We start from the raw sequence: 19,026 nt of genomic DNA, 5'->3' as shown, positions 1-19,026 counted from the left end.
AGGCAGGGAGAGGATCACGAGTCCCCTCGCGCGAGCGAGGCGGACCGTGGCACCGCATGCGTGGCGGCACTTCTGACCAACAGGGATTCTTTCACCGGTGTCCGAGTGGGCTTGAGCGCTCCCCCTCGGACACCGGCTCATGCAGACTGCCGGACCTCGTCCGCCGCCGGTCAGGTCCGGCGGGCAGCGTCGCACGCGCTGCGGCCGGTCGACCGCGTGGCCTCGAGGTCTGCCTCGGAACGCCGATCGTGCCGCGTGCCGGCGATGACCGCACCCTCACGCGGGCTGCACACCCGGCACCCCGTTCTCGATGACATACGTCGCCCGTGTCGAGATGGGCGCATCCGGCCGGCTGACGTACGGCATGACCTGGAAGTCGCTGCGCCACTGGTCCTTCGTGAGGCTGCACCGGACGTACCCACGCTGCGAGTTGAAGAATTTCATGTGCGGGTTCGCGGCGAGGGCTTTCTGCCCCCACTCGTTCATGTCCACGCCGTCACCGGAGCTGGTGATCGACGTGCCGACGAACTCGCTGCCGACGATCGGCGAGTGCTCGTCGTCGTAGTCGAGGAGCAGGTTGCTGGCGTTGTTCTGGTGGCGATCGCCGGTGATGACGACCAGGTTGTCGACGTCGCGTTCGAGAGCGCCGCCGAGGATGCGCCGGCGGTTGGCGGCGTACCCGTCCCAGGGGTCCATGAAGAGCAGTTTCGCCTCGGTGGGGTCCAGGTCGACCTCGGCCATCGGTACCTGGTTGGCGATCACCTGCCAGCGGGCCTTCGAGCGTGCGAAGTTGTCCAGCAGCCACGCCTCCTGCTCGAAGCCCATCATCGTCTTCGACGGGTCGGTGCTCTCCGGTCCAGGGGCGTGGGTGCCGTCACCGTACGGCTGGTCGTCGCGGAACTGCCGAGTGTCGAGGACGTTGAAGTCGACCAGGTTTCCGTAGGCCAACCGGCGGTAGATCCGCATGTCGGCGCCGCCCGGGACCGACCCGGCGCGGAGGGGCAGGTTCTCGTAGTAGGCCTGGAACGCCGCCGCACGGCGCGGCAGCCACAGCTCGCCCTTGCTCTGGCTCGACGCCTCGGGAAACTCGTCGGCCCAATTGTTCTCGACCTCGTGGTCGTCGAGGGTCGCCACAAAGGGGTGCGCGGCGTGCACGGCCATCAGGTCGGGGTCGCTCTTGTAGAGCCCGTACTGCAGCCGGTACCGCGCCAAGTCCGTTGCCTCGGGCCGGAACTCGTCGCCCATCGGCTGTTTACGGGCGCCGCCGGTAGCGTTGATGCCGTACTCGTAGATGTAGTCACCGAGGTGGACGACGAGGTCGATGTCCTCGTTCGCGAGGTGGCGGAAGCCCGTGAAGAAGCCATCGCCCCAGTTGACGCAGCTGACGAACGCGAAGGACAGCGACGAGACCCTGGCGTCGTACGACGGAGCGGTCCTGGTGCGGCCCACTTGGCTGATGTGGCCACCGACACGAAAGCGGTACCAGTACACGCGGCCGGGACGCAGGCCCCACACCTCCGGGTGAACGGAGTGACCTAGTTCGGGTGTCGCCGTGACGGTGCCACGCTTCACCACGCGACGGAACCGCTCGTCCTCGGCGACCTCCCACCGGACAGCGACCGGACGGGGCGGCATTCCGCCGGAGCCGTCGGGGGCGAGCGGGTCGGTCGCCAGACGGGTCCACAACACCACGGAGTCGGGCAGCGGGTCACCGGATCCGACACCTGTGCGAAACGGGAAGTCCCGTTCCGCGGACCGGGGTTGGGCAACTGCCGAGCTCGCGACGGCTCCAGTACCGAGGAGTACGGAGGCAGCGCCGACTGCGCCGATGAAGCCACGACGGGTGACGAACGGGGAATCGGTTCGGGGCATCTTCATCCTTTGCAGAGCGGTAAAGGGCTCTCGCGCCGCTGACCGCGCGAGAGAGGATCAGATCCACCACACATGACAGCTTGATACCCTGGCGCAACTACAACACGGGGCGACCGTGAACACCCGGCCTCGCAAGCATGCCTTGTCCGTATCGGGTGCGTGAAGCTTCTATTCCGACAGTCGGAGTCCCGTTCGCAGTCGGCCTCCTGGTCCCTGCGCGTCGTACGAGCACGGGCACCCCCGGCACCAGGCCCACGGGCTCCTGTTCTCCTCGCCCCGACCGGCGAAGGGGGCACGTGCGGTGGATCTCCGCTGCCCGGCCGGGGCTCTCGTCGCAGATCATCACCGCCCGCTGTGACCGGCCGCTGCCCGTATGACCGGGGCTGCGCCGCGTTGCGGGGGGCCGATCCGGTGCGCCGACCGAGGCATACCCGGGCTCCGGTGTCCTGGCGCAAAAAGTGCTGGAGGAGAGCGGGTCCCTGCTGGTAGCTTCGCGACCATGTCCAGCCCCGAGTCCGACAGAGACTAGCCACCGGTCCACCGGTGGCTGATCCGCTGTCGAATTGATCCCGCACGGCCGTGTCCAGGCTGTGGGGTCGCTGCGTCGGCTGCCACCGCAGGACCACAGCAGTGTGGGCTGCGCTTTCCCCGTATGCGCTCATGCGCAGATTCTCCGACCTGGACGCCTGCCGCGTTGTCGAGTCCCGTCCATGAACACCCGGGACATTCTTCCGCGTTGCCGCCCGTCATGTCGGGCGGGCGCGGCCCACACCCCCTGCCTGGTCCATCCATCAGCCGTCCATGGGGTTCCTTCATGCCATTTGCTGTCTACTCACTCGGGCTCGCCGTATTCGCCCAGGGCACATCCGAGTTCATGCTGTCCGGTCTGGTCTCGGACATCGCAGCCGATCTCCACGTATCCATTCCGGCCGCGGGGCTGCTCACCTCGGCCTTCGCGATCGGGATGGTCGTCGGGGCGCCGTTGATGGCGCTCTTCAGCCGGAACTGGCCGCGCCGCCGTGCCCTGTTGTTCTTCCTCGGCGTCTTCGGCGCCGTCCATGTCATCGGTGCAATCACCCCCAGCTACGGGGTGCTTCTCGCGACGCGGGTCGTCGGGGCGCTGGCGAATGCCGGTTTCTGGGCCGTGGCCCTGGTGACCGCGGTCTCCATGGTCGGCCCCGAGGCCCGGGCACGCGCCACGTCCGTGGTGGTCGGGGGCGTCACCATCGCCTGTGTGGCCGGGGTGCCCGCCGGCGCCGCGCTGGGCGGGCACTGGGGATGGAGGTCGGCCTTCTGGGCGGTGGCCCTCGTCTCCGTACCGGCCGTCGTCGTGATCGCGAGGACGATTCCGGGGACACGGCCGGAGTCCGCCCCCGCACCCGCACGCGACGAGTTGCGGTCTCTGACCCGTCCGCGGCTGCTGCTGACCCTGCTGACGAGCGCCCTCGTGCAAGGGGCGACGTTCTGCGCGTTCTCCTACTTCGAACCGCTCGCCACCCATGTCACCGGACTCGCTGCAGCCTGGGTGCCCATCCTGCTCGCGCTGTTCGGCCTGGGTTCGTTCGTCGGGGTCACCGTCGCCGGGCGGATCATCGACACTCGGCCGGTCGCCCTCACCACGGCCGGTCTGGTCTCGCTCGCCGTCGGCTGGACCGGGTTCGCGCTGACCGCGGGGAGCCCGTTCGCGACGGTCGCGCTCGTCTTCCTCCAGGGAATGCTCGCCTTCGGCACCGGGACCGCGCTGATCTCGTGGGTGTTCCGGCTGGCGGCCGACGCACCGACTCTGTCCGGCTCGTTCGCCACGTCCGCGTTCAATGTGGGCGGGGCGCTCGGCCCCTGGTTCGGCGGACTGGCGATCGGTGCGGGGTTCGGCTTCCGGTCGCCACTGTGGGTGAGCGCACTGCTGATGGTCCTGGCGCTGTGCGCCGCCGGGGCGTCACTGGGGATGCGCCGGGCCACCGATCGGAGTCGGGACGGAGTTCCTGCGGTCTGACGGGCAAGGGAAGAAGCCCCGCCCGGCGCTGAACGGGCGGGGCTGTCCTGGTCACAGCAAGCAGCCAGCAAGCGGTACAAGGACATCAACCACCGTATCGGCGACCACTGACAACGACGGCTCGGCCGAGGCGTCAGGTGCTGGAGGCCGTCCGCGCCGGGGCTCCGCGTCCAAAGGCGGGAGCCCGGCGGCGGAACGGACCGTCAGAGTTCGAGATCCACGACCACCGGGGCGTGGTCGGACGCGCCCTTGCCCTTGCGCTCCTCGCGGTCCACATAGCTGTCCCTGACCGCGGCGACGAAAGGTGCGTTGCCGTAGACCAGGTCGATCCGCATGCCCTTGTTCTTCGGGAAGCGCAGCTCCCGGTAGTCCCAGAAGGTGTACGGGCGGTCGTACTTGAGCGGGCGCGGCATGACGTCCGACAGCCCCTCCTCGCGCAGTGCGGCGAGGGCGGCGCGCTCGGCGGGGGTGACGTGAGTGGCGCCCTCGAACAGCGCCGGATCCCAGACGTCCTCGTCGGTCGGGGCCACATTGAAGTCGCCCAGGACCGCGAACGGCTGCGAGCCCGCGGCGCCCGCGGCGACGGCCTTCTGCAGGGCCTCGAACCAGCGCAGCTTGTACGCATAGTGCTCGTGCGCGATCTCGCGGCCGTTGGGCACGTACACCGACCAGACCCGGACCGGGCCACAGGTCGCGGAGATCGCCCGGGGCTCCTGCACGCCCGCGTACTCGGGGCCGTCAAGCAGTCCCTCGACGACGTCGGACAGGCCGACCCGGGAGAGCAGCGCGACCCCGTTCCACCGGCCGGTGGCGTTGACCGCGGACTCGTAGCCGAGCTCTCGGAGCTCGTCCGCCGGGAACTGCTCGGCTGTGCACTTGGTCTCCTGGATGCACAGCACATCCGTGCCGGTGCTCTCCAGCCAGGCCAGCAGCCGTGGGAGCCGGGCGGTGATCGAATTGACGTTCCAGGTGGCGATGCGCATGTACGTAAACCTAGCGGCTCCCACTGACAGTCGCCGGACCGGTGGCGGTCACAGGCCGGTCGAGTCCCCCGGGGTCAGCCGGCCGTGGTCGGTGCCGCCGAGGCTGCCGATCTGGGTGTCGTAGATCGGGCGGGCGAGATCGGTGAGCAGCGCGTCGTGGATGTCGATGGCGCGGCGCGGTTTGACCTCGCGTACGTAGTCGATGACCTCGGAGATCTTGTTCCAGGGGGCCATCACAGGCAGCAGCAGCGTGTCGACCGGCTGGTCGGGGACGGTGAGCGCGTCGCCCGGGTGGAAGACCGAACCGTCCACCAGGAAGCCGATGTTGGTGATCCGCGGAATGTCCGGGTGGATCACCGCGTGCAGCTCGCCGTGCACCTGTACGTCGAAGCCCGCCGCGGAGAAGGTGTCGCCGTGGCCGACGGTGTGGACACGGCCCGGGAAGGCCGCGGAGAGCTGGTCGGCGACGCTGCGCAAGGTCCAGATCTCGGCGGCCGGGTTGGCCTCCATACCGGCACGCAGCCGCTCCTCGTTGAAGTGGTCGAGATGCTCGTGCGTCACCAGCATCGCGTCGGCGCCGACGGCCGCGTCCTGCTCCGAGAAGCCGCCCGGGTCGACGACGAGTGTCCGCCCGTCCTTCTTCAGACAGATGCAGGAGTGCGTCTTCTTGGTCAGTGTCAGGTGCATGGGGTTCACAGCGTTCATGGGCCCATCCTGCTACGGGCGGGGGGTGGTTTCTTCCTGAATCACGGTCTGGGCGATCGAGAAGGCGGCGCTCGCGGCCGGCACGCCGCAGTACACGGCGGTCTGCATCAGCACCTCCTTGATCTCGGCCGGGGTGAGGCCGCCTCGCAGCGCGGCCCTGACATGCGCGGCAAGGCTCTCCAGATGGCCGGAGGTGACCAGCGCGGTGAGCGTGACGCAGCTGCGGATGCGGCGGTCCAGGCCCTCCCGGGTCCAGACCTCGCCCCAGGCGTAGCGCGTGACCAGCTCCTGGAAGTCGCCGGTGAAATCGTCCGAGGCGGCCATGGTCCGGTCCACATGGGCATCGCCCAGCACCTCGCGGCGCACCTTCATGCCGGGCTCGTACGGGTCGGCGCGTCCGGTGGTCCCGGTCTCGGGCTGCGGTGTGGCCGTGGTGATCTCCGCGACGGGCAGCACGGGGGTGGACTGCTGCGGGGCGGAGGGCGGGAGGGGGATGGCGGCGACGGTTTCCTGCCAGGCCGTGGAGAAGTGGGTGAGGAGCAGATCGGTGACGGCTCCGGGCTGCTCGACCGGGGCGAGGTGGGAGGCGCCGGGGACGAGGGCGAGCCGGGCGTCCGGTATGCCCGCGACCAGGGTGCGGGCGTCACCCGGTCCGGTGACCCGGTCCTCGGCGCCGACCAGGACGAGGGTCGGGACGGTGATGCGGCCGAGTTCGCCGCGGATGTCGAAGGTGGCGAGGGCTTCGCAGGCTGCGATGTAGCAGCCGGGGTCGGTGGTGCGGACCATCTGGACGGCCCACTCGACGATGGCCGGCTGGGCGGCGGCGAAACCAGGGGTGAACCAGTGTTCCGGTGCGGTGCGGGCCATCGGCTCCAAGCCGTTGGTGCGGACGACCACCCCGCGCTGGCGGAACTCGTCGGCGCTGGCGAACCGGGGCGAGGCGGCGACCAGGGCCAGCGAGGCGACCCTGTGTGGGTGGCGCAGCGCGAGGTCGGCACCGATCGCGCCGCCGATCGAGCAGCCCGCGTACCCGAAGCGCTGGACGCCGAGCCCGTCGAGGGTGGCGAGCAGCCGGTCGGAGAGTTCGGTGACGGCGGTCACGGGGTGGGCAGGGGCGCCGCCGTGGCCGGGGAGGTCGAAGCGGAAGACTCTCCAGTGCTGGGTGAGCTCCGGTATCTGCCGGTCCCACATGTGCCATGTGGTACCGAGGGAGGGGCCGATGACCAGGACGGGGGCGTCTTCTGGCCCGTCAAAGCGATATTGCAGGGTGTTCGGTGGTGTCTCGCTCACCCGTCTGACCCTCTCATGTATCACGAAATCTCACATCGCCGGGGCGAACCCAGCGGGTCTTGTCCCTCTCGCGACGACAGGTCCGGCACTGCCGGAACCCTCGAGAGTCCAGGTACGTGTTCTCCGGCGTGTACTCGTGACCGTGTCGACAGTGGGTCCTCCGGGCGCGCGCCCTCTCCCGGTCCCTACGAGCGAGAGCTTCCTCCTTGGTCACGGCTTCCAGGTGGTTCGGGTTGCAGCATCGATTGTGGTGGCGCGGACGAGGCTCGGCGTGACTCACACGGCGCGCACTCAGCTGGTCGGCCCGCACGAGCCGGTCACCTTGAGGTGGCCTGCGGACGGCGGGCGATACGACATCACCATCACTGATGACAGTGACCCGGGCTTCGCCCAGCGATACGCGGGGACAGTGCACGCGGCGCCGAACGCGAGCACGGCTATGTGAGTCAGCACGGTCTCGGCCCGGGTCCGCCCAGGACTCGCTGCGGAGAAGCCCGTCGGGTCGGCTGTGTCACGGGATACGGATCAGTGGCTGCGGCCATGAACCGGGCAGCTGTGGCCGGGCCGGTTTCCGGCGGATCACCAACAGGTCCCAGTGACCGGTCGTGCGGGAGGGCAGCAGGAGTTTGTGGGGGTGGGCACGGCATGAACTCCGTCCCGACGAGGGACCGATGTTCAGGTGTTGTAACTTCATGTGAACTGTTGATGAAGTTACTGCCCAGCGCTCGTGAAGCAATAGTGGAGGGATCAGCCGGAGGAGCGTGGAATCGACGCTCCGGCTGCGGCGCGCTGGCTTGAACCTGTCGCTGTGACGTGCGGGATGACGTGCTCGACGGCTTCTCACAGCGCGAAGAGTGGCCATCAAGTCTGCAATCGAGCCACCGTCACCCATCAAAGATTCACCACAAACCATGAAATAGACGACCTACGGCCGGAGCGCCGGACACTGCTACAGTCCCATCAGTCCTTCGGGACAACAGGTTTGAGAACACAGCCTGTCGTGCGTCCCGCTGCCGAAGGCCGGGTGCTCCTGACCAGAGCATCACGCCGCCGGCACAGCTCAGTAGCGGAAGGAGTCGGGGCGGGCCCGAGGGCACGGGAAATTTTAATTACAGGGGAGCGCACTTTCTTCAGTCCCGGATATCCGTGGATTAATCGAATTTGCGCAGAGTGTGCGAGGCACTTTCGCCACCCCCGGAAAGTCTTTATCGGGGGAAGGAGTTCACGCAGGTGTTGGTGGAGCGCGACGAGGACATGGCTCGGCTCACCCGGCTCTTCGCCCGGGAAGTCGGCGAAGCAGGCGGGCTCGGCGTCATCAGCGGTACCGTTGCCTCGGGCAAGACGGAACTACTCAACCAGGTCTCCGACAACGCTGTCGCGAAAGGCGTCCGATTGCTGAGCGCCATTGCGTGCGCATCGGAACAGGAATTCCCTTACGCGGTGCTGGAACAACTACTGCGCGGGGCGTCCTCACAACTGCTCGGACCGGAACTCGCGGGCGCCGGGGACGGAGAGCCGGGGCAGGTACCGCTGGGCGTGCTCCAGGGCTTTCACCGCGCGCTCACCGAACTGGCCGAATCCGGCCCACTGTTGATCGCCATCGACGACGTGCATTTCGCCGATCCGCAGTCGCTCCAGTGCCTGGCGTACGCTGTCCGCCGGTGCCGCGACGTCGCGCTGACCACGATGGTCACCCACCGCCCGCGGATCGGACACGCAACCTCCACCACGCTGTACGAGCTGTTGCAGCAGCGATGGGCCTGCCATGTGCGGCTGGGCCCGCTCACCGTCGCGGGCGTCACCCGGCTGCTGACCGAGGAGCTCGGCGCCGCGGACGCGCGGCGGCACGCCGCCGCCTTCCACGCCGCCACCAGCGGCAACCCACTGCTGCTGCGCGGCCTGCTGGAGGACCATCTCTCCCGGCTCGCCCGCGGTCAGCACCGGGGCTCGTCCGAGGACGACACGGACGACGGCCCGGCGATCGGGGAACTGTTCCGCCAGGCGGCTCTGTCGTGTGTGCACCGCTGCGGCGGCGCGGACCGGCTGCGGGTCGCCCAGGGCATCGCGCTGCTGGGCGACGCCACCTCCCCCCAACTGCTGAGCAGCCTGGTCGAGGTGGAGGAGCGTGCCGTACGGCAGTCCGTGGCCGCCCTCGGCGAGCTGGGCATCCTCCAAGGCACCGGGTTCCGGTGCGAGGAGGTCCGGACCGTACTGTTGGACGACCTGCCCGGCGAGGAGCTCGGCCGGCTGCACCGCCGGGCGGCGCAGCTGCTGCACAAGGAGGGCGCCGACCCCACCGAGGTGGCTGAGCAGCTGCTGAGCCACGAGGCGGCGGCGCCGAACGAGGAGTGGGTGCCGCAGGCGTTGCGGGAGGCGGCCCGGCTGGCGCTCGCCGGCGACCGCCCCGAGCTCGCCGTCCGCTGTCTGCAACTGGCCAAGCGGCGCTGCACGGATGAGCAGGAGTCACTCATCATCCAGGCGACGCTGGCCGATGCGCTGTGGCGGGTCAAACCGCTGATGCAGGGGCGGCGGCTCCAGTCGCTGGCCGCGCCGGCCCGCGAGGGGCTGCTGCCGCCGCCGCACACCCTGCGAGTGGCTGCCGGGCTGCTGCGCATCGGCTCGTTGGACGACGCGGCCGCCGCCATCGGGCAGGTCACCCAGGCGCTGACGGAAGCCCCAGGACCGGACCTGGACGCGGAACTGCGCGCCCTCGGGCTGAATCTGTCCTGCGCCTTCCCCGGCGCCCCCGAGCTGCGGGAGTTCCAGGAGCTGCGGAGTATCTCCGAGGGCGAGAGACAGCGCCAGGGCCTCGGCCGGGCCCCGGCCCTGGACGCCGCCGATACCCCCGAGATCACCGCTTTGACCGCCCTGCGACGGGTGATGAAGGACGCCGCTGACGACTCCGCCGTACGGGCCGCCGAGCGGGTACTGGAGAGCACCCGGCTGAGCGAGCGGACGACATACGCGCTCCGTGCCGCGCTGCACACACTGATCTACGCGGATCGCCTCACCGCCGCAGCCACCTGGTGCGACCGGGTGCTGGCGGAGGCCGGACGCTGCTCCGCCCAGGCGTGGCTGGCCGACTTCAGCGCCATCCGCGGCCAGATCGCGCTGCGCAGCGGCCGGCTCCACGACGCGGCGCGGTACGCGGAAGGCGCCCTGGAGCAGCTGCCGGCGCGCGGTTGGGGGGTGGACGTGGGCATGCCGCTGGCGGTGCTGGTCGAGGCGCGCACCGCCATGGGCCAGCACGACGCGGCCGGCAAGCTGCTGGCCCGCCCGGTGCCCGAGGCGCTGTTCCAGACCCGGTTCGGGCTGCACTATCTGTATGCCCGCGGTATGCACCAGCTGGCCACCGGCCGCCACCACGCGGCCCTCACCGACCTGTGCGCCTGCGGGGAGAAGATGACCGCCTGGGGCCTGGATTCCCCCTCCCTGGTGCCCTGGCGACTGGGCATCGCCGAGACCTGGCTGGCGCTGGGCCACAAGGAGAAGGCGGCGCGGCTGGCGCAGGAGCAGCTCGACCTGGCGCACCCCTCGCTGCCCCGCACCCGGGGTTCGGCGCTGCACGTGCTCGCCGCGACCCGCCCGGTCGCCGAGCAGCCCGCGCTGCTCCAGCAGGCGCTCGACCTGCTGCAGAGCGGCGACAGCTGGTACGGGATGGCGCGCACGATGGCGCAGCTCGCCGAGGCGCACAAGCAGCTCGAGGACACGGACAAGAGCCGGCTGATGACCCGCCGGGCCTTGTGGCTGGCGGACAGCTGCGGCGCCGAGGAGCTCTCCCGCTCGCTCCAGCGCACCCCCGGCCGGGGGGCGGCCGAGGGTGTGGCGGCGGGGCCGGTGGGCGGGTTCTCCAGCCTCTCCGACGCCGAGCGGCGGGTCGCGGCGCTGGCCGCCTCCGGGTACACGAACCGTGAGATCGCGGCCAAGCTGTTCATCACGATCAGCACGGTGGAGCAGCACCTCACCCGCGTCTACCGGAAGATCAACATCAGTCAGCGGCGCAATCTGCCGACCAGCCTGGGCTCCGATGTGGCGCATACGGCCTAACGACCTCCCCCACGATAGGGAGCGGATCAGCGAGCGGCGTCATGCGGCTTCGATTGCAAGGCGGAGGAAGGAGGCGACGCGGAGCGTCGTTGACTGACGACAACGCCGCAAGCGGAGTCGCAGGGCGTCGGGAGCCCGCTCCCTATCGTGGGGGAGGTCGTAACCGTTCAGGGCCCGTCACCAAGGGGTGCATAGGGGTTGTTTTCCCAACCACCGCACAAATAGCGTGAGATCGTCTTCGGCACGCCCCCGAGAGGTTCTCCCCATGACGTCAGCCATTTCGGCTCCGACGACAATGCTCGTGCCGGATTTTCCTTTCTCGTACGATAGTTGGCTGCGTCATCCGGCTGGTCTCGGTGCTCTTCCGCCTGCTGCGGCGGGCACCGAGGTCGCCGTGATAGGCGGTGGGATGGCCGGATTGACGGCCGCGTATGAACTGATGCGGCTGGGAATGCATCCGGTGCTCTACGAGGCCGAGCAACTGGGCGGGCGGATGCGTTCGGTTCCCTTTGCCGGGAATCCGGAATACGTGGCGGAGATGGGGGCCATGCGCTTCCCCGTCTCCGCACGCTCGCTGTTCCACTACATCGAGCTGCTGGGGCTGGGCACCCGCCCCTTCCCCAACCCGCTGTCGCCGTCCACCCCGAGCACGCTGATCAATCTGAACGGCATCCGGCACCGGGCATCCACCGCGGCCGAACTGCCGGACATCTACCAGGAGGTCGCCGACGCCTGGGAGAAGGCCCTCCAGGAGCGCGCCGAGCTCTCCACGGTGCGCGACGCCATCCAGCGGCGGGACGTGGAGATGCTCAAGGCGGTCTGGAACCGGCTGGTCCGGGACTACGACGACCAGTCCTTCTACGGTTTCCTGGCCACCTCCGGCGCCTTCCAGTCCTTTCGCCAGCGGGAGATCTTCGGTCAGGTCGGCTTCGGCACCGGCGGCTGGGACACCGACTTCCCCAACTCGGTGCTGGAGATCCTGCGCGTCGTCTTCACCGAGGCGGACGACAACCAGCTGATCATCGAAGGCGGCTCCCAGCAGGTGCCGCTCGGACTGTGGAAGCACCGGCCGCACCGGCTCGCGCACTGGCCGCAGGGCACCTCGATCGCCTCGCTCCATCCGGGCGGCCGTCCCCTGCCCGCGGTCACCCGGCTGCGGCGCACCGCCGAGGGCATACGTGTCACCGACGAAAGCGGCCGGGCCCGCAACTTCCCCGCGGTCGTCTTCAGCCCGCATGTGTGGGCGCTGCTCAACCGCGTCGACTGCGACCCCGCGCTGCTGCCCACCGGGCACTGGACGGCGGTGGAGCGCACCCACTACATGGGGGCGTCCAAGCTGTTCGTGCTGGTCGACCGGCCGTTCTGGCGGGACCGCGACCCGGCCACCGGCGCCGACGTGATGAGCATGACGCTCACCGACCGCATGCCACGCGGGGTCTATCTCTTCGACGACGGCCCGGACCGGCCGGGCGTGATGTGCCTGTCGTACACCTGGAACGACGACTCCCTGAAGGTCGCCACGCTCTCCGCCGAGGAGCGGCTGGAGGTACTGCTGTCCCGGCTGGCCGAGGTCTACCCGGCCGTCGACATCCGCTCCCATGTCATCGCCGAGCCGCTGACCGTCACCTGGGAGACCGAGCCGCGCTTCATGGGTGCGTTCAAGTCCAACCTTCCCGGTCAGTACCGCTATCAGCGGCGGCTGTTCACCCAGTTCATGCAGGAGGACATGGATGCGGCGCAGCACGGTTTCTTCCTGTGCGGCGACGACGTGTCCTGGACCGCGGGCTTCGCCGAGGGCGCGGTGACCACTGCCCTCAACGCGGTGTGGGGTGTACTGAACCACCTCGGTGGGGCCACGCATCCGGACAACCCTGGCCCCGGTGACCTGTTCCACGAGCTGGCGCCGGTGGAGCTGCCGTACGACTGAGAGCCTGTCCGGTGGCCTTCGATCGGATAGCGGACGCGGTCTGGTGCGTGCGATTCCAAGGCGCCGGGATGTCCTCGGATGGGGTCTCCCCTGCTCGAACGAAGTTGAGAGCTCAGGGAAGGAGCCACTAGGACATTTCGGCAACATGGGAAGCGCGCGTGCCAGGGCGTGGCCGCCCTATCAGAGGCCACCCGACAGACTCTGAGGCACCGGGAGCACGTACGAAGGGGAGCCGGTGGCGGAGTGATCCGCCACCGGCTCCCTTTTTCGGCTGTTCAGGGCCGCTGGCTACGGCTGCTCCTGGGCCAGCTTCTCCAGCGCCTTCTTGTCCGGCTTGCCGTTGCGGTTGAGCGGGAACGACTCCAGCACCACGACCCGGTTGGGCTGCTCGTAGGCGGGCAGCACCTCACACAGCCGGTCACGCCAGTGGGATGCCTCCCGCAGCTCCTCGTCCTCGACGAAGAAGACGAGCTGCGCGCCGCGCCGCTCGTCGGGCAGCGGCACGATGCGGGTGGATATGTGCGAGACGGCGGCCTTGCGCTCGATGAGCTCGGGGTAGAGCGTGTATCCCATACGGTGCACGGCGAACTTGCGGCCCAGGACGTAAAGGTTGTCCTCCGCGTCGAGGTATCCGAGGTCGCCGGTGGGCTGCCAGCCGGTTGGGAAGTAGTCGATGCCGCCGTCCTCGGCCAGGTGGCCCTCCAGCGCGTCCGGGGTGTCGACCTCTATCTCTCCGGCCTCCCCGGGGGCCACCGGAATCCCGTCCTCGTCCACGATCCGCAGCTTGATGCCTTCCATGGCCCGGCCGCAGGAGACCGGGTTGTCCAAGGTGGCGAAGGCGATGTTGCCGAGCTCGGTGGAACCGTAACTGTCCAGCAGCGACAGTCCGAACTCGTCGAGATAGCGGTCGGAGAGCGTCCCGTCCAGCGGTGCGCCGCCGGAACAGAACATCCGCACCGGCTCCAGGTGGGCGCGCAGCGCGGGCTTGCGGTTGACCAGGTTGAGGATGGAGCGGTAGCTGGAGGGGGTGGCGTCGATGACGGTGGCGCCGGTCCGCCCGGCAATCTGTACCGCGCGGTCGAGCCGCTTGTACGGGGCGATGACCAGCGAGCACTGCCGTATCCAGGCGATCAGCACCATGGACAGCCCGTACTGGTGGGCGAAGGGCAGCAGCGGCAGCAGTACGTCGTCCGCCCGGTGGCCCACCTGGTCCGCGTTGCGCTCCAGGTTCTTCAGGAACTTGGCGCCCGACTTGACGGCGCCCTTGGGCTGGCCGGTGGAGCCGGAGGTCCACATGATGAAGCCGTCGGGCCGGTCGCCCCATGCGGTGAAGTCCAGCCGCTGCCCGGGGTTGAGCGGGCGGCCGGCGGCGGGGGCGATCAGCTCGTAGAGGTGCACGGCATGGGTCTCTTCGTCGATCGGCGCGTCGTCGTCGACGAGCGCCAGACCGGCGCCGGTCCGCAGCGCGATGCGGCGGGTCTCGGCGACGTGCTCCTGCTGGTCGACCAGGACGATGGAGGCGCCCACGTGCATCAGCGCGAACAGTACGCTGACATAGGCGGCGGAGTTACCGGCCTTGAGAATGACGCGGTCGCCTTCGGCTACCCCGTGCTCCCGGATCACATCGGCGACACGCAGTGCGTCCTGCTCGAAATCTGCGAGGGTCTGCGCCGAGTCGACTGCAAAGATCTTCGCGGTCATCGGTCGTACTCTTCCTCTTCCTCTGTCTGGAGTACAGGCAGCCGCAGGACCCTTTCCGGCCCCTAGGCGCCCTTGTCGTCGGCGCCGAATTCCCACTCGGCATCGAGGTTTGACTGGGAGAGCAGCTGGTCGTGCACCAGATTGACGACCTCTCTCCGACTCGCGTCGAGATAGCCGCGGGACCCGGGGAACACCTCCAGGTCGAACCGTCCGCGGGTACACCGCCGCCAGGCCCGTACAGCGTGCAGCGGGGTCTTCGGGTCGTGCTCGCCGGCGAGCGCGACGATGCGGCAGGCGAGCACCGGCGGGCCCAGCGGCGTGTCCCGTCGGCCGGAGTCCCGTTGCGCAGTGCTCCCGGAGACGAACAGGGTGAGCACCGCCGACTCCGATTCCCGTTCCAGGCGTTCGGCGACGCGGTAGGCCAGGGCGGCGCCGGCCCGATGGCCGAAGAGCGCGACGGGCCGACCGGTCCACTCCCTCAGGGCGTCAAGGACTCGATCCACCAGCTCCGGGGAGTCGGTGACGTGTTCACCCTGTCCACCGTCGATGGCGGGCGGGTACTGGACCACGAGCACCTCCACGGTGGGCAGGAGCAGCTCCGAGAGGGAGAGGTAATACGCGGTGGAGCCGGCGCATTCGGGGAAACAGATCAGCCGGAAGCTACTGGGAGTCTCTGGTTGCACAATCCGAATGAGGTTGACACCCTCGGGCTCGACCTGGCTCAACAAATACATCCCTGATGCCGGTTGACCTCATCGGCGCTTGTGGCGCCGGTCGTCCCGGTGGTCGATGCCTTCATGAAGTGATCTACACCTTGCCGTCATCGCCGCGAAGCCTCGACGCGTTACCCGCCCCCCCTCCTCATTATTACTCTCGGTAGAGGGCTGCTTGATAAAGAGCTATTCGAAGTGCTCACGCCACAAGGCTACGAGCCCATATCCAGCCGCCACAACCCCTAGCAACCGCTATCCCGGTACACGGTTGCACCGGTATATCGCGGGGTAGTCCATAGCCATCGCGGGGGTGCCAGAGGTGCAAATTACTGAATTCATCACCCATACCCGACACTCCCCTAAGAACCCCTAGTCACACCAGATCCCCCTAAACATCGAAGCCACCCCTGCCGTTGGGTTCACAGTGCGTGCTAGAACTGGGTAAGTACGTTTCCGTAATCCCATAATCGGTGCGCGACAGCGCAGCAGGTCGCCTTTGGTCTGTTCTGGCACAACACCGCGCTGCCGTCTCGTGTTCCGTCCGATACACAGGCATCGATGGATACATCACACACCATGGATTTCGCTGTCATTGTCGACGGCCTCAAAAAGCAGTACTCCGGCCGCCCCGCACCCGCGGTGGACGATCTGAGTTTCACCGTCAACCACGGCGAGGTCTTCGGCTTTCTCGGGCCCAACGGGGCCGGCAAGACCACCACCATCGGCATTCTCACCACCCGGGTCGCACCGACCGGCGGGCGAGCGTTCGTGCAGGGGGTCGACGTGGTGGCAAAACCGGCCGTGGCCCGTCAGTCCTTTGCCGTCGTGCCGCAGCGCAACAACCTCGACCGATCATTGACCATCCGTCAGAATCTCACCTTTCACGCTGGTTACCACGGTCTGTCGCGTGTGGAGCGCAACAAGCTGGCCGACGAGAGCCTGGAGTGGGTGGGCCTGACCGACCATGCCCATGCACGGGCGGACCAGGTCTCCGGCGGTCAGGCGCAACGGGTGATGATCGCCCGTGCCCTGATGCACCGTCCGAGGGTGCTGTTCCTGGACGAGCCCGCCACCGGTCTGGACCCGCAGTCGCAGATCTTCGTCCACGAGCGGGTGGCCGAGCTCAGGGAGCGCGGCGTCACGGTGGTCATCACCACCCACAACATGGACGAGGCGGCCAAGCTGTGTGACCGGGTCGGGATCGTCGACCACGGCAAGCTGCTGGCGCTCGACACCCCACAGGCGCTGATCGACACCATCAGCGACACCGCACTGACCGTCACGGTGCAGCCGCCGTCCAACGGACTCAACTACGCGCTCTCGCTGATACGCAGCATCCAGGGCGTGGAGCGGGTCGAAACGTTCCAGCAGGACGACGACGCCCTGGTGGACAGCCTGTTGGAAGGCGGAGCCAGCGTCGACAACACCGTACGGCTGAAGGTCTACAGCGATGCGCCGTCCTCGGCCATCCTGCCCACGTCCATCAAGGCCCTGACCGACGCCGGTTGTGGGATCAGGGACCTGAGTGTCAGCCAGGCGACATTGGAAGACGTCTTCGTCGAGCTGACCGGAAGAGAGCTGCGATGACCACCTCCGCATCCCCTTCCACGCCCGCCGGGGGCGCCAAGCCCCCTGGCGGCGGGGCCGCCAGGGCCGCGACGTCCGCCAAGGGCGGGCCGCCGGGTCAGGGTGCCACGCCCGCCCCGGCGGCACAGTCCAACAAGGGCGGCAGACCGGCCGGGTCGGACACCCTCGTCATCCCTGCCATCCCCGTCGTCAGCAAAACCGCGTCCGCGCCCGCTCCCGGCCACGTCATCGGCACGGCGATGACCACCGATTCGGCCCGTTCCTCGGGCGCCAAGGGCGGCCGGCACCGGCGCCGGGCGGGCCGCTGGCGGACGTTCTGCTTCATCCTGTGGCGGGACGTCTTCGTCACCGGCCGGGAGATCGCGCCCTTCCTGGGCCAGGTGCTGGTCGAGCCGTTCTTCATCCTCTTCGTCTTCGGCAAGGTGCTGGGCGAGCTCGGCTACACCACGCCCGGCTTCGAACAGGTGCTGCTGCCCGGCGTCGTCGCGCTCAACAGCTTCCTCGTCTCGCTGCAGAACACCGCGCTGCCGCTGGCCATCGACTTCTCCTGGACCAAGGAGATCGAGGACCGGCTGCTGGCGCCGATCCCCACCGCGCTGGTGGCGGTGGAGAAGGCGATCTTCGGCGCGATCCGCGGCCTCATCGGCTCGCTGATCATGATCCCGATCGGTCTGCTGCTGCTGGACAACGTCTCCTGGCCGCTGCACACCCTCCCCCAGACGCTGGGCATCCTGAGCCTCGGCGGTCTGGTCGGCGGTTGTGTCGGACTGACGCTGGGCACCCTGGCGCCTCCGCGCCACATCAGCATCGTCTTCGCCATGACGCTGACCCCGATCATGTTCACCGGTGCCACCCAGTTCCCGTGGCAGAGCCTGTCGGAAATCCGGTGGTTCCAGATCCTGTGTGCCTTCAACCCGCTGACGTACGTCAGTGAGGCGATGCGCGGGCTGCTGCTGCCCCCCGAGGGTCCGGACTCGATCCCGCTGTGGATCTGTATCTCCGCCATCGGTGTCGCCTGCCTGATCTACGGCTTCATCGGCATCAGGGGATTCAACAAGCGGGCCCAGGACTGACCCCGGGCCAACTGTGTGCGACATCCGAGGGGCCTGCCCGCGCAGGCCCCTCGGACGCGTTTTCTCCAACCGTCCAGTAGTGAGGACACACCGACCATGACGGCAACCGAGCAGACCGCGGCCGGGCAGCCCAAGACCGCCATCGTCTTCCCCGGCATGGGGCCGTCCGGCTTCGCCGAGGTGGGCAGGTTCCTGATACTCGACCCCTTCGCCCGCAAACGGCTGGCCGAGGCCGACGAGGCACTGGGCCACTCCGTCTTCGACCGTCTCCGCGAATCCGAGGACGACTACTCCGAGGCCACTCAGATCGCCTTCCTCATCAACTCGATGGCCTCGGCCGACCGGGCGGTCGAGGAGCTGGGCATCACCCCGGAGATCTGCGTGGGTCCCAGCTTCGGCCAGAAGGCGGCCACCGCCTTCGTGGGATCGCTGCCCTTCCCCGAACTGGTCCGACTGACCGCCGAGATGGCCCGCTGCGAGATCGCGTACTTCTCCGAGGAGTACCAGGACGCGGTCACCCACACCTTCTTCCGGACTCCGCAGGACGAACTCACGGAAATCCTCGCCGAGTTCGACGAGCGCGGCGAGTGGTACGACTACTCCGGCCACCTCGACGAGGGCTTCTGCATGATCTCCCTGCGGGAGAAGGAGCTGGCAGGGCTCAAGCGCCGGGTCAGCGCGATCGGCGGCTACTCGATGTACACCATGGCGCCGGCGGTGCACGCGCCCGCCTTCAAGGAGCTGCGGCGCCGCGTCGAGGAGGACGTCCTCCCCAAGTACGAGCTGGCCGACCCGAAGCTGCCGGTCGTCACCGATCAGGACGGCACGGTCATCCGGACCGCCGACGAGCTGCGCACCATGCTGCTGGACACCTTCGACCTGCCTATCCACTGGCCCAAGGTGGTCGCCACCCTCAAGGCGGCCGACGTGACGAAGGTCTGCATCACCGGCCCCGACAACCTCTTCCACCGTCTGGACCGCACCAAGTCCAGTTTCGAGGTGGTCAGGGTGGGTCCGGGCAAGCGGTCACGGCCGCCGCGCAGGCGCTGAGGCGCGGCCTATCGGAATAGAACACTTATAAAAACAAGTAACCAACATTTGAATAGCGTTTTCCGTAATTTAATTTAAAAAAGTT

12 protein-coding genes are annotated in these 19,026 nt (G+C 68.4%); 6 read left to right on the top strand and 6 right to left on the bottom strand.

Annotation, left to right across the window (positions count from 1 at the left end):
* Window positions 1-276 precede the first annotated feature (276 nt).
* Window positions 277-1,872, bottom strand: coding sequence for an alkaline phosphatase D family protein (locus ABTZ94_RS09100; RefSeq protein ID WP_351199010.1), 1,596 nt, complete (start codon window positions 1,870-1,872; stop codon window positions 277-279).
* Window positions 1,873-2,686: 814 nt separating this feature from the next.
* Between ABTZ94_RS09100 and ABTZ94_RS09095 the strand changes: the two genes are divergently transcribed.
* Window positions 2,687-3,865 (top strand): Cmx/CmrA family chloramphenicol efflux MFS transporter, encoded by a 1,179-nt coding sequence (locus ABTZ94_RS09095; RefSeq protein ID WP_351199008.1) that lies wholly within the window; start codon window positions 2,687-2,689, stop codon window positions 3,863-3,865.
* A 203-nt stretch (window positions 3,866-4,068) separates the two neighbouring features.
* Here ABTZ94_RS09095 and ABTZ94_RS09090 read toward each other — a convergent pair whose 3' ends face one another.
* From ABTZ94_RS09090 to pcaDC, 3 genes are read right to left on the bottom strand one after another with little or no spacing between them, the layout of a single operon-like run.
* Window positions 4,069-4,848: an exodeoxyribonuclease III gene (locus ABTZ94_RS09090; protein WP_351199006.1), complete on the bottom strand. Its 780-nt coding sequence runs from the start codon at window positions 4,846-4,848 to the stop codon at window positions 4,069-4,071.
* A 48-nt stretch (window positions 4,849-4,896) separates the two neighbouring features.
* Complete coding sequence (locus ABTZ94_RS09085; protein WP_351199004.1) at window positions 4,897-5,553, bottom strand: MBL fold metallo-hydrolase; 657 nt, start codon at window positions 5,551-5,553, stop codon at window positions 4,897-4,899.
* Between the two features lie 12 nt (window positions 5,554-5,565).
* On the bottom strand, window positions 5,566-6,843 hold the full coding sequence (pcaDC, locus tag ABTZ94_RS09080) for a bifunctional 3-oxoadipate enol-lactonase/4-carboxymuconolactone decarboxylase PcaDC (protein WP_351199002.1): 1,278 nt from the start codon (window positions 6,841-6,843) through the stop codon (window positions 5,566-5,568).
* A 1,230-nt stretch (window positions 6,844-8,073) separates the two neighbouring features.
* Here pcaDC and ABTZ94_RS09075 point away from each other — a divergent pair.
* Together ABTZ94_RS09075 and ABTZ94_RS09070 are read left to right on the top strand one after the other, a co-directional pair.
* Window positions 8,074-10,890, top strand: a complete 2,817-nt coding sequence (locus ABTZ94_RS09075) for a helix-turn-helix transcriptional regulator (RefSeq protein ID WP_351199000.1) — start codon at window positions 8,074-8,076, stop codon at window positions 10,888-10,890.
* A 265-nt stretch (window positions 10,891-11,155) separates the two neighbouring features.
* Window positions 11,156-12,817, top strand: a complete 1,662-nt coding sequence (locus ABTZ94_RS09070) for a flavin monoamine oxidase family protein (RefSeq protein WP_351198998.1) — start codon at window positions 11,156-11,158, stop codon at window positions 12,815-12,817.
* Window positions 12,818-13,105: 288 nt separating this feature from the next.
* Here the strand turns inward: ABTZ94_RS09070 and ABTZ94_RS09065 are convergent, their stop codons facing one another.
* Together ABTZ94_RS09065 and ABTZ94_RS09060 are read right to left on the bottom strand one after the other, a co-directional pair.
* Entirely contained in the window at window positions 13,106-14,518 is a 1,413-nt protein-coding gene (locus tag ABTZ94_RS09065; RefSeq protein WP_351198996.1) for a class I adenylate-forming enzyme family protein, read from the bottom strand.
* Window positions 14,519-14,580: 62 nt separating this feature from the next.
* The gene (locus ABTZ94_RS09060; RefSeq protein WP_351198994.1) at window positions 14,581-15,201 is read right to left on the bottom strand and encodes a thioesterase II family protein; all 621 of its coding nucleotides are present in this window, start codon (window positions 15,199-15,201) and stop codon (window positions 14,581-14,583) included.
* A 588-nt stretch (window positions 15,202-15,789) separates the two neighbouring features.
* On the opposite strand from ABTZ94_RS09060, the gene ABTZ94_RS09055 reads away from it, so the two are divergent.
* The 3 genes from ABTZ94_RS09055 (at window position 15,790) to ABTZ94_RS09045 (ending at window position 18,941) form a co-directional block, all read left to right on the top strand.
* Window positions 15,790-16,818, top strand: a complete 1,029-nt coding sequence (locus ABTZ94_RS09055) for an ABC transporter ATP-binding protein (RefSeq protein WP_351198992.1) — start codon at window positions 15,790-15,792, stop codon at window positions 16,816-16,818.
* A complete protein-coding gene (locus ABTZ94_RS09050; protein WP_351198990.1) occupies window positions 16,815-17,891 on the top strand; it encodes an ABC transporter permease in 1,077 nt (358 codons plus the stop codon). Before ABTZ94_RS09055 ends, ABTZ94_RS09050 begins: the two co-directional genes overlap by 4 nt.
* 96 nt (window positions 17,892-17,987) lie before the next feature.
* Window positions 17,988-18,941 (top strand): ACP S-malonyltransferase, encoded by a 954-nt coding sequence (locus ABTZ94_RS09045; protein ID WP_351198988.1) that lies wholly within the window; start codon window positions 17,988-17,990, stop codon window positions 18,939-18,941.
* Window positions 18,942-19,026 lie beyond the last annotated feature (85 nt).

This window comes from Streptomyces sp. NPDC002785, assembly GCF_040295565.1.
Taxonomy (GTDB): domain Bacteria; phylum Actinomycetota; class Actinomycetes; order Streptomycetales; family Streptomycetaceae; genus Streptomyces.
The sequence above is the reverse complement of the archived record's forward strand: the minus strand, read 5'-3'. Positions and strand labels throughout refer to the sequence as shown.